The organism is Afifella sp. YEN Y35, assembly GCF_047553465.1.
Taxonomy (GTDB): Bacteria; Pseudomonadota; Alphaproteobacteria; order Rhizobiales; family Afifellaceae; genus Afifella; species Afifella aestuarii.
The window spans coordinates 2,371,145-2,385,029 of the sequence record NZ_CP180203.1 but is presented as its reverse complement, the minus strand read 5'-3'; the positions used below and the strand labels follow the sequence as shown (position 1 = coordinate 2,385,029).

General features: G+C 62.9%; 9 protein-coding genes. 4 read left to right on the top strand and 5 right to left on the bottom strand.

What is annotated here, in order from left to right:
* The first annotated feature begins 52 nt into the window (after nucleotides 1-52).
* From ACK8CP_RS11350 to ACK8CP_RS11335, 4 genes are all read left to right on the top strand, one after another.
* Nucleotides 53-1,489: a short-chain fatty acid transporter gene (locus tag ACK8CP_RS11350; protein ID WP_414831849.1), complete on the top strand. Its 1,437-nt coding sequence runs from the start codon at nucleotides 53-55 to the stop codon at nucleotides 1,487-1,489.
* Nucleotides 1,490-1,623: 134 nt separating this feature from the next.
* Nucleotides 1,624-2,805: an acetyl-CoA C-acetyltransferase gene (locus ACK8CP_RS11345; RefSeq protein ID WP_261213451.1), complete on the top strand. Its 1,182-nt coding sequence runs from the start codon at nucleotides 1,624-1,626 to the stop codon at nucleotides 2,803-2,805.
* Nucleotides 2,806-2,957: 152 nt separating this feature from the next.
* Nucleotides 2,958-3,902, top strand: coding sequence for a bifunctional enoyl-CoA hydratase/phosphate acetyltransferase (locus tag ACK8CP_RS11340; RefSeq protein ID WP_414831848.1), 945 nt, complete (start codon nucleotides 2,958-2,960; stop codon nucleotides 3,900-3,902).
* Between the two features lie 86 nt (nucleotides 3,903-3,988).
* Complete coding sequence (locus ACK8CP_RS11335; protein WP_414831847.1) at nucleotides 3,989-5,203, top strand: acetate/propionate family kinase; 1,215 nt, start codon at nucleotides 3,989-3,991, stop codon at nucleotides 5,201-5,203.
* Between the two features lie 154 nt (nucleotides 5,204-5,357).
* On the opposite strand, the gene ACK8CP_RS11330 is transcribed toward ACK8CP_RS11335, so the two are convergent.
* From ACK8CP_RS11330 to ACK8CP_RS11310, 5 genes are all read right to left on the bottom strand, one after another.
* Nucleotides 5,358-5,606, bottom strand: a complete 249-nt coding sequence (locus tag ACK8CP_RS11330) for a DUF2442 domain-containing protein (protein ID WP_414831846.1) — start codon at nucleotides 5,604-5,606, stop codon at nucleotides 5,358-5,360.
* A 14-nt stretch (nucleotides 5,607-5,620) separates the two neighbouring features.
* Nucleotides 5,621-6,361, bottom strand: a complete 741-nt coding sequence (locus tag ACK8CP_RS11325) for a DUF4145 domain-containing protein (protein ID WP_414831845.1) — start codon at nucleotides 6,359-6,361, stop codon at nucleotides 5,621-5,623.
* Between the two features lie 32 nt (nucleotides 6,362-6,393).
* The gene (locus tag ACK8CP_RS11320) at nucleotides 6,394-10,149 is read right to left on the bottom strand and encodes a vitamin B12-dependent ribonucleotide reductase (protein ID WP_414831844.1); all 3,756 of its coding nucleotides are present in this window, start codon (nucleotides 10,147-10,149) and stop codon (nucleotides 6,394-6,396) included.
* A 485-nt stretch (nucleotides 10,150-10,634) separates the two neighbouring features.
* Nucleotides 10,635-12,692: a putative bifunctional diguanylate cyclase/phosphodiesterase gene (locus ACK8CP_RS11315; RefSeq protein ID WP_414831843.1), complete on the bottom strand. Its 2,058-nt coding sequence runs from the start codon at nucleotides 12,690-12,692 to the stop codon at nucleotides 10,635-10,637.
* 274 nt (nucleotides 12,693-12,966) lie between these two features.
* Nucleotides 12,967-13,839 carry an alpha/beta hydrolase gene (locus ACK8CP_RS11310; protein WP_414831842.1) on the bottom strand — a complete coding sequence of 291 codons (873 nt, stop codon included), beginning with the start codon at nucleotides 13,837-13,839 and terminating at the stop codon, nucleotides 12,967-12,969.
* Between the last annotated feature and the right edge of the window lie 46 nt (nucleotides 13,840-13,885).

Sequence of the window (13,885 nt, the reverse complement as noted above, 5' to 3'; positions counted from 1 at the left end):
GCGGCCGCGCGCGGGGACGGGCAGGGCCTCCAATCCTCAGAGAGGAAAGTTCATGTCAAGCACCTACGCCAGCGCTCCGGCGCCCGTAGAAGGCGACGCGCCCGGCGGCCGTGGCCTTGCTCGTCTAGCCTACCGCTTCACCGCCATTTCGGAGAAGTGGTTCCCTGACGCCTTCGTCTTCGTGGCGCTGGCTCTTGTCGTCGTGGTCATCGCCAATCTCGCCACGGGCGCACAGCCGCTCGAGATCGCCGATGCTTTCGGTAAGGGCTTCTGGACGCTCATCCCCTTCACCATGCAGATGGCCCTCGTTGCCATCACCGGTTATGTGGTTGCGACGTCTGGTCCCTGCACGCGCCTCATCGCGCGCCTTGCCTCGGTACCGAATTCGAGCCGCGGGGCCGTCGCCTGGGTCGCCTTCATCACCATGTCGGCATCCTATCTCAACTGGGCGCTGAGCCTGGTTCTGGGCGGCCTCCTGGTGCGGGCGATCGCGCGCCGCACGGACATCAAAGTGGATTATCGTGCAGCCGGTGCTGCCGCCTATCTCGGTCTTGGTGCCACCTGGGCGCTCGGCCTGTCGTCGTCGGCTGCCATGCTGCAGGCGAACCCGGCCTCTCTGCCGAAGTCGATCTCCGACATCAGCGGCGTCATCCCGCTCAGCCAGACGATCTTCCTCTGGCAGTCGATCGTCATGCTTCTGATCATTGCCGCCATGGCCATCACCATCGCCTATTTCTCCGCTCCGCAGGGTGCGCAGATCAAGACGGCGGAGGACATGGGCTGCGATGTGACGGAAGCCAACACCAAGGAGCAGAAGCAGGCGCGTCCGGGTGAGTGGCTGGAGTTCAACTTCATTCTGCCGGCGCTCGTCGTGCTTCTTGCGGCAGGCTACGCCTATGTCGAGATCAGCACCAACGGCGTGCTGGCGACGATCTCCAACCTCAACAACTACAACTTCTTCTTTCTGATGATCGGTCTCCTGCTGCATGGCAACATCCGCAGCTTCCTGACCGCCGTCACGAAGGCCGTGCCGACGACGGCCGGCGTCATCATCCAGTTCCCGTTCTATGCGGCGATCGCCGCCCTGCTCACGCAGGTTCCGGGCTCCGACGGCGTCACCATCTCGCACCACATCTCGCATCTCTTCGTGTCGATCGCCAATACCAGCATCTTCCCGGTGGTGATCGGCGTCTATTCCTCGATCCTCGGCTTCCTCGTCCCCTCGGGTGGCGGCAAGTGGATCATCGAAGCGCCTTATGTGTTGCAGACGGCGGCCGATCTGAACGCCCATATGGGCTGGGCGATCGAGGTCTATAACGCGGCCGAAGCTCTGCCGAACCTGATCAACCCCTTCTGGATGCTGCCTCTTCTGGGCGTCCTCGGGCTCCGCGCCAAGGATCTGGTCGGCTTCTGCTTCACGCAGCTGATCTTCGCCTTCCCGCTCGTGATGTTCCTCCTGTGGGTCCTGGCTCCTGCGGCCAATCCGTGATCCCAGACTGCCGGCCGCGCCCATCCTGGTGCGGTCGGCCCCCAGATCCTCCGCGAAGACGGCAATCGCCCGAGTGTCTCACCGGCGCGCCCTCCCGAATTCGCGCAACGCTCAAGTTCAATTAGGAGATTAAAATGATCGACGAGATCGTCATCGCAGGCGCAGCACGCACCCCGGTCGGCACCTTCAACGGCTCCCTGTCGAAGCTTCCCGCCCACGAACTCGGCGCTGCCGCCATCACCGAAAGCCTCGCACGCGCCAAGGTGAAGCCGGAAGAAGTCGATGAAGTCATTCTCGGCCAGATCCTGACCGCTGCCGGCGGCCAGAACCCCGCCCGACAGGCGGCTCTTGCTGCCGGCCTGCGTGTCGAATCCACCGCCTACGGCATCAACCAGCTTTGCGGATCCGGCCTGCGCGCCGTCGCCATGGGCTACCGGGCCCTGCAGAACGAAGACGCGAAGATCATCGTCGCCGGCGGCCAGGAGAGCATGAGCCAGGCTCCGCATGCAGCGCGGCTTCGCACCGGCGTCAAAATGGGGTCGGCCGAGATGGTCGACACCATGATCAAGGACGGTCTGTGGGACGCCTTCAACGATTATCACATGGGCGTCACGGCGGAAAATGTCGCCGAAAAATACGGGATCTCCCGCGAAGAGCAGGACGCTTTCGCGCTCGCCTCGCAAAAGAAGGCGGGTGCCGCGCAGGAGGCGGGCCGTTTCGCCGACGAGATCGTTCCTGTGACGGTCAAGGACCGCAAGGGCGAGGTCGTCGTCGACACCGACGAGCATCCGAAACCTTCGACGACGGCTGAAGCTCTCGCCAAGCTGCGTCCGGCCTTCAAGCGGGACGGCGGCACGGTCACGGCCGGCAATGCCTCGGGTATCAATGACGGCGCGGCCGCCGTGGTGTTGATGAGCGGCGCGGAAGCCAAAAAGCGTGGCGTCACCCCGCTGGCGCGCATCGTCTCCTGGGCGACCGCCGGCGTCGATCCGGCGGTGATGGGCACGGGCCCGATCGCAGCCTCTCAGAAGGCGTTGGAACGCGCCGGCTGGTCGGTTGCCGATCTCGATCTGATCGAAGCCAACGAGGCCTTTGCCGCGCAGGCGATCGCCGTCAACAAGGAGCTCGGCTTCGACACGGACAAGGTCAACGTCAATGGCGGCGCGATTGCGCTCGGCCATCCGATCGGAGCCTCCGGCGCGCGCATTCTGGTGACGCTTCTCTACGAGATGCAGCGCCGCGACGCCAAGAAAGGCCTCGCCACTTTGTGCATCGGTGGCGGCATGGGCATGGCGCTCTGCGTTGCCCGCGACTGACCTTTCAGTCTGAGCTCTCGCTCCCCCTCTCCAGCCTGACCGCTCACTCCCAATCACGATCAGGTCGGAGCCACGCCTCCCGCCCGTCCACACTTCCGGGCGGGGGGCGCGCGGGGATCTTCTTTTCATTTTAGACGCAGGATCATCCCCCAATGACCGTGTTTTCGCAGATTTCCGAAGCGGGCTCGCAGCTTGCCCATCTGAAAGAGCTGTGCGCGCATCTGCCGCCGCTGCCGACCTCCGTCATCTTTCCATGCGACGAGACCTCTTTGCGCAGTGCCACCGACGGCGTACGCGAAGGTCTGATCGACCCCGTGCTGGTCGGCCCGAGCGAGATGATCCAAAAGCTCGCGCTCACCCATGAGATCGATATCGCCGGCCTGCGCATCGTCGATGCGGCCAATGCCAAAGCCGCCGCCGCCAAGGGTATCGAGCTTGCCCATCTGGGCGAGGTTGGCGCGGTGATGAAGGGGGCGCTCCATTCCGACGAATTGATGGGCGCCGTCGTCAAACGTGATGTCGGGTTGCGCACGTCAAAGCGCATCAGCCACGTCTTCATGATGCGTGCGCCGACCTATCCGAAATCGCTTCTGATCACGGATGCCGTGGTCAACATCGCGCCGGCACTCGAAGACAAACTGCACATTGCGCAAAACGCGATCGATCTCGCCCGTGCGCTCGGCATCGATCTGCCACGCCTTGCGGTACTCTCAGCCGTGGAGACGGTGAACCCCAAGATTCCTTCGACCGTCGATGCGGCGGCGCTCTGCAAGATGGCCGATCGCGGTCAGATCCGTGGCGGCATCATCGACGGGCCGCTCGCCTTCGACAATGCGATCTCGGCCGAGGCTGCGCGCACCAAGGGCATCGTCTCGGAGGTGGCCGGCCGTCCCGACATTCTCCTCGTCCCGGATCTCGCGGCCGGCAACATGCTCGTCAAGGAACTGACCTTCCTCGGCCGGGCGGAGGTTGCGGGTATCGTTCTCGGGACCTCGGTCCCGGTCATTTTGACGAGCCGCGCCGACAGCCTGGACTCGCGCATCTCCTCCTGCGCCCTGGCGGCCCTTCTTGCCAACCAGACGGCGGCCCGCGCCTGATTTGCGCCGCTGACCTCTCGCGCGTGCCCTTCCACGCGATCGGCGCGCACGCTCTCGCCCCCTCATAATCGACAAGGATCTTCCACATGGACCCACGCTTGTCGCACGATGGAGCGCTGCTGGTTCTCAACAGCGGCTCCTCCAGCATCAAGTTCACCGTCTTTCAGGTCGCCGATGCCGGGAAAGACATTTCTCCCCTTTTCTCCGGCCAGGTGACCGGCATCGGCACAGCGGCGGAGTTCTCCGTCAAAGACGTGTCGGGAACCTCTCTCGCCCGCGAATCCTGGGCGGCCCGTGATACGGGCGGCGTCGCGCCTCTGTTGCGCGATCTCATCGCCTGGATCCGTGCCCGCCTGCCGGATCTGCCGCTTCTCGCCGCCGGGCATCGTGTCGTCCACGGCGGTGCCGGTTTCCATCATCCGGTCCGCGTGACCAATCGTGTGCTCGATGAGTTGGAATCCCTCATCCCGCTTGCGCCCTTGCATCAGCCGCAGAACGTTTCGGCGATCCGGGTGCTGGCGGAAAGTTTCGACGGTCTGCCGCAGATCGCCTGTTTCGACACAGCCTTCCACCATTCGCAGCCGTTTGTGGCCAAGACCTATGGGCTGCCGCGTCAATTGAGCGAGAAGGGCGTGCAGCGCTACGGCTTTCACGGCCTCTCCTACGAGTTCATCGCGCAAAGACTGCGCGAAACCGTGCCTGAGGTGGCCGAGGGCCGGGTGGTGGTCGCCCATCTCGGCAACGGTTCGAGCCTCTGCGGTCTCAAGGACGGGCGCAGCATCGACACGACGATGGGTTTTTCGGCTCTGGAAGGCGTGCCGATGGGGACGCGTTCCGGCAGCCTCGATCCCGGCATTCTGATCTATCTCATGCGTGAGATGGGCATGGACGCCGATGCGCTCGAACATCTCCTCTATCAGGAATCCGGGCTTCTCGGCGTCTCGGGCATTTCGAACGACATGCGCGTGCTTCTGGAGAGTGACCGGCCGGAGGCAAAGGAGGCGGTCGATCTCTTCTGCTACCATGTCGCCAAGGAGATCGGTGGTTTGAGCTGCGCGTTGGGCGGGCTCGATGCGCTCGTCTTCACCGCCGGCATCGGCGAGCATTCCGCGCCGGTGCGCAGCCGCGTCTGCGCCTATCTCCGCTTTCTCGGCATCACCCTCGACGAGGAGGCGAACGAACGCGGCGACACGGCCATTGCCGCGGACGGCTCACTGCCGGTCTACATCATCCCGACGAACGAGGAGTTCATGATCGCGCGCCATGCCGTCGACCTCATGAACCTCAGAAACGCCGCGTAGACGGCCGTGAGACAGGCGCAGGCGTGCCCGCTCCCGCCCGCCTGCGCCGCTTTTTTTTGAGAGATGGGGATCGCGGTGGTCGGCTTGCCCGCATGCACGGGATGCCGCGTCATGTCGGAAGATAGCCTGAAAGGGCGCGAACCGAAGCGACCGCTCAGGCGGCCTTGCCGTGCGGCCGTGTCTGGTCGCTGCGCCCGGCGAGAAGCCCTTCGACGGAAATGTCTTCGTCGAGTGCGTCCCAGTGGAGACCGAAGGGCGAGATCTCGACCTCCTGCCGCTCTTCGGCAGAGGCATTCAGAAGTCGCGGGAACCAGGCGAGCGGCACGCCGATCGTGCGACCATCGGAAAGGCCAACCCACATTTGCGCGTCGTCAAACCGGACGTCAGTCGCCGAAATGGTCATAGCTTTGCTTGGCTTCAATCAGTCGGGCGGCTGCCAGTATTGGAAGAGGGTGAATCTTCAACTCTCTCCCGGACTTCCGCCACCATGCCAGGAACAGTATACGCATAGGTCAAAAAAGCTTGGGCATAGCCAACCAGTCTTATTGCATCCTCCTTTGAGTAGGGCTCATCATCGTGTGCCGCTTCGTCTCCTCCATCTTTCAGAACTCCGGCCAGGTCCGAGAGATCAACTGTCAGAAGTCCCTCTGACGTCAACGCTTCGATTCGTTTTTTGAGCCACAACTTTACGATTGTTTCGGAACGTTTCTCGTTGCCTATGCGCGTGCGCGCCATATCACGGGTGGCCACATCCAAGGCTTTACGAACCATCGTTCCCGCTGCATCCCAATTCTCGGCTGATATGTTTGATATGGCTTGCCTGAAAGGAGACGCCACTTTGGAAGGCAGGTGCTCAGGTTCTTCCAGAGTTACTTCGGAAGGGAAGTGCACTTTGTAAGTGTATCCTATATCCTCAAGGGAGCCATGTTGACTCAATACATTTTTTAGCTCCCTATGAGAATTGTGCTCAGATATATATTGAGCTGTTATGCATTTTTTGCACCGCCCGCAGGACAATAGAAACCAGTCTTCATCTATAAAAACTGCTGGATCTCGGCGGCTTATTAAATCGCTTGAGCGGCGAAAGCCTCCTTCCACCTGAAATCCAGATGATTTCGTGTGACAGTGCGGGCAGTCAATTTTGACTATCAGAGGCATCTGTGTTCCTGCTGATTGTTCGGCTCCTCAGATCAAGAACACCCGCTCGTCGACCCGCACGTGTCGCACTTCAGGCAGGTGCCGTTGCGGACCATGGTGAAGTTGCCGCATTCGGTGCAGGCTTCGCCCTCGTAGCCCTTCATGCGGGCCATCGCGACTTGCGTCGCCTTGTCGGGGCTGGCGGCCGTTTCCGTCTGTGGCTCTTCGATGTCGAGCGGTGCCACATGGGCATGCTGTTCCGCCTCCGGGGCGAGATCGCGCTTGAAGGCGAGGTTGCCCTTGGCCATCGGCTGGCCGGAGGAGATCGCCGTCACGTTGGAGCTTGCAGGCTTTGCCGGAGCCGTGTCGGCGGAGCCTTTCGGCTCGTTGCCGGCGAACACCCGGAAGCGGCTCGTCTGGCCGCGCACCAGCCCGTGCGAGACGGGGGCAGGCGCCGGCCGGTCACCTTCCACGCCGCGTCCGATCGAGGTGGAGCGGATGTCTTCGGGCGCGACATGTGCGAGATCGTGGCGGCCGAGATAGGAGATGGCGAGCTCGCGGAAGACGTAATCGAGGATCGAGGTGGCGTTCTTGATCGCCTCGTTGCCGGTCACCATGCCCGCGGGTTCGAAGCGGGTGAAGGTGAAGGCGTCGACATATTCCTCAAGCGGCACGCCGTATTGCAGGCCGAGCGAAATGGCGATGGCGAAATTGTTCATCATGGCGCGGAAGGCGGCGCCTTCCTTGTGCATGTCGATGAAGATTTCGCCGATGCGCCCGTCGTCGAACTCGCCGGTCCTGAGATAGACCTTGTGGCCGCCGATGATCGCCTTCTGGGTATAGCCCTTGCGGCGGTTCGGCAGTTTTTCGCGCTCGCGCACATGCACTTCGCGCTCCACGATCCGCTCGACGATCTTTTCCGCCGCGATCGCCGCCTTCTGCGGCGTGTTGGCGGCGGCGATCTCTTCCACGAGATCCTCCGCCTCCTCCTCGTCGTCGGAGAGAAGCTGGGAGTTGAGAGGCTGCGAGAGCTTTGAGCCGTCGCGGTAGAGCGCATTGGCTTTGAGGCCGAGCTTCCACGACAGCATATAGGCGTTCTTGCAATCCTCGACGGTCGCCTCGTTCGGCATGTTGATCGTCTTGGAGATGGCGCCGGAGATGAAGGGCTGGGCCGCCGCCATCATGCGGATATGGCTCTCCACCGACAGATAGCGCTTGCCGAGCCGTCCGCAGGCATTGGCGCAGTCGAAGACCGGCAGGTGCTCGTCCTTCAAGTGCGGCGCGCCTTCAAGCGTCATCGCCCCGCAGCAGAAGGTGTTGGCGGCCTCGATCTCGCTCTTGGAAAAGCCGAGATGGGCGAGAACGTCGAAGGTGGGATCGGCCATCGCTTCGGCCGAGACGCCGAGAGACGCCATTTCCTCGTCGCCGAGCGTCCAGCGGTTGAAGACGAACTTGATGTCGAAGGCGGAGGCAAGAGCTGCCTTCACCTTGGCGATCGCCGCATCCGACAGCCCCTTTTCCTGAAGCGCTGCAATATTCACGCCCGGGGCATCGTCGAGCGAGCCGTGACCGACGGCATAATCGGCGATGTCGGACATCTGTTCGGCCGTATAGCCGAGCCGCTTCAGGGCTTCCGGCACCGCCCGGTTGATGATCTTGAAATAGCCGCCGCCGGCGAGCTTCTTGAATTTCACCAGGGCGAAATCGGGCTCGATGCCGGTCGTGTCGCAATCCATGACGAGGCCGATCGTGCCGGTCGGGGCGAGCACCGTCGCCTGGGCGTTGCGATAGCCGTGCTTCTCGCCAAGATCGAGCGCCCGGTCCCAGGCCGCCTTGGCGTGCTCCGACAAGGCCTTGCCGTCTTCGCCGAGGCGAACGCAGACGTCGTGATCGAGCGGCACCGGATTGGTGTTGAGCCCGTCATAACCCGCGGCCTCGCCGTGCGCGGCCTGCCGGTGGTTGCGGATGACGCGCAGCATATGCGCCCGGTTCGGCGGAAAGCCCTGGAAGGCGCCGAGTTCGGCGGCCATTTCCGCCGAGGTGGCGTAGGCGGTGCCGGTCATAATGGCGCTGATCGCCCCGCAGATGGCGCGGCCTTCCTCGCTGTCATAGGGGATGGCCGAGCTCATCAGAAGCCCGCCGATATTGGCGAAGCCGAGACCCAGCGTGCGGAACTTGTAGGAAAGCTGTGCGATCTCCTTCGACGGGAACTGTGCCATCAGGACGGAGATCTCGAGCACGACCGTCCACAGCCGCACGGCATGCTCGAAGGCTTCCACATCGAAGGCGCGGTGGCCGCTCTCGTCGGCCTCCTTCAGGAACTGCAGAAGGTTGAGCGAGGCGAGATTGCAGGCCGTGTCGTCGAGGAACATGTACTCCGAGCACGGATTGGAGGCGTTGATGCGCCCCGAGGCCGGGCAGGTGTGCCAGTCGTTCATCGTCGAGTTGAAGTGGAGGCCGGGATCCGCAGAGGCCCAGGCGGCAAAGCCGATCTGATCCCACAGCTCGCGTGCCCGCACACGCTTGGCGACCTTGCCGTCGATGCGGTTGATGAGGTCCCACGTGCCGTCGGATTCCACGGCGCGCAGGAAGTCGTCGCGGATCGAGACGGAATTGTTGGAGTTCTGGCCCGAAACGGTGAGGTAGGCCTCCGAATCCCAATCGGTGTTGTAGGTCGGGAATTCGATGTCGGTGTAGCCCTGGCGCGCGAACTGGATGACGCGGCGGATATAGGCCTCCGGAACCTGAGCCTTCTTGGCGGCTCGCACTTCGCGCTTCAGGGCCGGGTTCTTGGCGGGCTCGAAGCAATCGCCGCCCGGACCTTCGCAGTTCACGCAGGCGCGCATCACGGCTTTGAGGTGCTGCGAGACGATTTTCGAGCCGGTGACGAGGGCGGCCACCTTCTGCTCTTCGCGCACCTTCCAGTCGATGTACTGCTCGATGTCGGGATGATCGATGTCGACGATCACCATCTTCGCCGCGCGCCGCGTCGTGCCACCCGACTTGATGGCGCCCGCGGCACGGTCGCCGATCTTGAGGAAGCTCATCAGGCCCGACGATTTGCCGCCACCCGACAGCTTTTCGCCTTCGCCGCGCAAGTTCGAAAAGTTCGAACCGGTGCCCGAGCCGTATTTGAACAGCCGCGCCTCGCGCACCCACAGATCCATGATGCCGCCCTCGTTGACGAGGTCGTCGGCGACCGACTGGATGAAGCAGGCATGCGGCTGCGGATGCTCGTAGGAGCTCTTCGACTTGACGAGTTTCCCGGTCTGGAAGTCGACGTAATAATGGCCCTGGCTCGGCCCATCGATGCCATAGGCCCAAAAGAGGCCCGTATTGAACCATTGCGGGGAGTTCGGCGCCGCCTTCTGGGTGGCGAGCATGTAGCGCATCTCGTCGAAGAAGGCTTCCGCATCCTCTTCGCCGTCGAAATAGCCGCCCTTCCAGCCCCAATAGGCCCAGGCGCCGGCGAGCCGGTCGAAGACCTGACGCGCGTCGCTCTCAGAGCCGGTGCGCTCTTCCTCGGGCAGATCGGCAAGCGCCTCCGAATCGGCGACCGAGCGCCACAGGAAGGAGGGCACGGAATTTTCTTCGACGCGGGTCAGCCGCGCCGGCACGCCCGCTTTGCGGAAATATTTCTGCGCCAGGATATCGGCCGCCACCTGGCTGAACTGCGCCGGCACCTCGAAATTCTCCAGCCGGAAGACGACGGACCCGTCCGGATTGCGGATCTCGCTGGTGGCTGTGCGAAATTCGATGGACGCGTAGGGCGACTGCCCCGCCTGCGTGTAATGGCGCGAAATCCGCATAATCTCTCCTCATCCCAAGGGCCGGCCATGCTGACCGCCCTTTGCCTGGAGTCCGTTTGAAAGGACTGCCGCATTTGTCCCAGAGAATGGCTCGCCCCGATGTTGGCGGGGTCGCAAACCGATCCTCCATATATAGTGTAAACAAACCCCTAAATCCACCATATATTGCGGTTTTGTGACGACAGGGTTCGTTTGCTCAAGGCACAGCTAAGGGCCGAGCGCGGGGCCCGGACTCTCACTCGAAAACTGTGATTTTACGCTGACTTATGACGGCGACGCCGTGGGCGCCTGTCGTTGTCCGGAAGCTATGTGCTTCGGCGCCGCTTCGTCAATCCCTTGTGGGCATCACAAGCGATGAATCGAGATGTTGTGGAGGAAGCGCAGATATGTGGGGAAAAGCGTGCACGCAGCCCCGAGGCCGGCAGCAGGCAGCGAGGCGATTCGCTCAAGGCAGCAAAGGCTTTGCTGGCAGTTTCTAAGGCTTTCTAGGGTCTCTGCCGACCCGGCCAGCCAAGCACACAGCCGTGCAGATCGAGAAGCGGCATCGCCATGCCGAAGAGGCGCCCCTGGCCTTCAGGACAGCCATGCGTTTTGAGCCATTGCGCCTGTTCTGAGGTTTCCACGCCTTCAGCCGTCACCCCGAGACCGAGGCTCTTGGCGAGAGACAAGATCGCCTCGACGATCGTCGCATGGGTATCGTCAACGCACACCGAGCTGATGAAGCTCTGCTCGATCTTGAGACGCGTCACCGGATAGCGGGTGAGCATGGAGAGGGAGGCATAGCCGGTGCCGTAATCATCGAAGGCGAGGGAGCAGCCGAGATCGGTGATTCGGTCGAGCCTGGCGAGGGTCGCCTCGTCGTTGGACAGAATCACGTGCTCGGTGATCTCGATCTCGAGGAGATGCGCCGGCAGACTGCTTTCCGCGAGGCAGCGCTCGATCGTGCGGTCGAGCGCGCCGCTCTGCAGCTGGGCTGAAAACAAATTGACGGCGACGCGCAAAGGCTCGCCCTGAGCTGCCAGTTTTGCCGCGTCGAGACAGGCCCGTCGCAGCACCCAGTCTCCCGTCGGTCGCGCCCAGCGACTTTGGGCGAGGATCGGCAGAAAGTCCTTCGGTTCGAGCAGGCCCCGCTCGGGATGACGCCAGCGCAAGAGCGCCTCGGCGCCGATGATGTTGCCATCCTGCAGCGCGACCTGCGGCTGATAGAAGAGATCGAACTCGTCCTCGTCGAGCGCCCGCTCGAATTCGTCGAAAAGCTGCTGTCGTCGATGCAGACGCTCACGCAGCGCAGGCGCGAAGAACGCCGTTTCACCCTGGCCGGCCCGTTTTGCCTCCGCAACGGCAAGATCGGCTTCGACGAGAAGCGTGCCCATGCCTTCGCGGCGCTCTTTGGCAAAAGCGATGCCGATGCCCGCTGAAAGATGCACGCTGCGTTCGGGAGCCGGGAAGGGGCAGGCGAACGCCTCGTGGATCTGTTGCGCCATGGCGAGTACCTCGCCGCTGCGATCCATTCCGGGGAGGAGCACACCGAATTCGTCGCTGCCGAGACGGGCGATCGGCGCCTCGTCCGGGATCACATCGCGCAGACGTCGCGCCACGGCGCGCAGAACCTCGTCGCCGATCGCATGACCGAATCGGTCGTTCGTGTCTTTGAAATTGTCGATGTCGACGATCAGAAAGCCCATGCGCGCCACGCGCGCCCCATGCTCTGTGAAGAGCTGCGCGAGCCGCCGCCTGTTCGGGAGACCCGTGAGGTGGTCGTAATGCGCCAGTCGGAAGAGCGTCTCCTGCTGCCAGCGCCTCTCGGTGATATCACCGAGCGTACCGATGATGCGCGAGAGCGTGCCGTTCGCACGGAAGACGAGGCGGGCGGAACATGCGGCCCAGATCGTTTCGGCCGGGTCCCCGCGGCGGATGCGAAACTCGGTCTCGAAGCGCTCCTCGCTGCGCCGTGTCACCGCATCACGGAAAAGAGCCATCAACGCCGGGCGATCATCGGGATGGAGAACGGCATGGCGTTCCTTCGGCGTCAGGCGAAGGCCGGGACGCTGCAGCAGTTGAGCCGCGGTTTCCGACAGCCAGGTGACGCCTGTCGCAACGTCATATTCCCAGATGCCGAGGCCGGTGCTCTCCAGGGCGAGCCGCAAGCGTTCCTCGCTCAGACTGAGAGCGGCTTCCATCGTGACGTGGTCATGGATGTCGCCAACCGTGCCGACCCATTCCTGCACGCCTCCCTCGTCTGTCATCAGCGGGATGCCGCGCCCGCGTTTCCAGCGATACGAGCCGTCCGCCTGACGAAGGCGATAATGCATGTCGAAGGGCGACACCTCGGCAAGGCAGCGATGCCACTTCGCGCGCATCGGCTCCTGGTCTTCTGGATGCACCAGCGCGATGCAGGCGAACGGCAAGACCGTCGGAGCTTCCATCTGGCGCGTATCCGCAAGGGCCGCCAAAGGCGTTCCATCCGGCGCCGCGCGCCAGATCAAAAGAGCGCCCGCCTCGGCAATGGCGCGAGCGCTTTCTTCCAGCGAATAGCGCTGCATCTCGCTGCTCGTTGCGGACACCGTGCCTGCCTGCCTTTCCCGTGCTTTGTTCAGCTTGTTTTTGGCAAGATTGACGAGGAGATGGACAGGCGGATGCCTTTGCTGCGATGCACCCATACGGCCCTTATTCGCCGTGGGGTAGAAATCGGTCGGGCCGTTCGCCTGGACGAATCACTTACCCGGGAATTATCGCTCTTTTACGTCGTGTCTGGAATGAGACGAAACGTACAAATTGTCGAAAAGTTATGTCTTTTTCACGCTTTGTGTGAAGCCTTCAGGTCGCCGGAACGACTTCTCGAATGGGCTCTTCCGATGGCCTCGGCGGCTGCGAATACGCGGTGATGAAGCCGCCCAAATCGGCAAGAAGAGGGGCTCTGCGCTGCAGCAATGGCAGCAGAGTCCCGATCAGCTCCGCATGGCCGATTTTCGGATAGACGACATGCGTGACGTTCTCGTTGCCAAAGCTGCGCAGCTTTCTGGCGAGGCGTTCCGAATTGGCCGGATCGACGGTCCGGTCCGCGGTGCCGGTGGCGAGGAAGACCGGCGGCGTCGGGCCTTCCACGAAGGCGATGGGTTGGCTTGCCGCGCGCGTCTCCAAGGGAAAGACGCGCTTGTAGCGTTCCTCTTCGAGCGGCAGGAAGTCGTAAGGACCGGCGAGACCGATCGCGCCTTGCACAGCGGTCTCCACCGCGCTGCCGGCTTTTGCGAGATAGCGGCGGTCGAGCGTCAGAAGGAAAGCGATCTGGGCTCCGGCCGAATGCCCGGCGAGAAAGACCGGGCGACGGAGCCCGTCGGCCTTGCCGGAGGCGAGGAAGGCGACGGCCTTCGCCCCGTCTTCGACGAACTGAGGAAAGTGCACGTCCGGATAGAGGCGGTAATCGGGGATTGCGACGTCGCAGCCGAGCGCGGTGAACGCCTGGGCGACGAATCGATAATCCGCCTTTTTGCCGCTGTCCCATCCGCCGCCATAGAAAAACACCACCAGCGGTGTGTTCTCACGTGGTGATTCGCTCTTGTAGAGATCGAGCTTGCGGCGCGGTCCCACGCCGTACGCGATGTCGGATATCCGCTGATAGCCCCGCTTCGGGGAGGTGAGGTCGGCAAACCGCAAGGCGGCGTCCTGCCAGAGATAGGAAAGTGACAACATGGTGAAGAAGTTGGTGGGAACCTTGCCTCTATTATGGCTGCCGCGG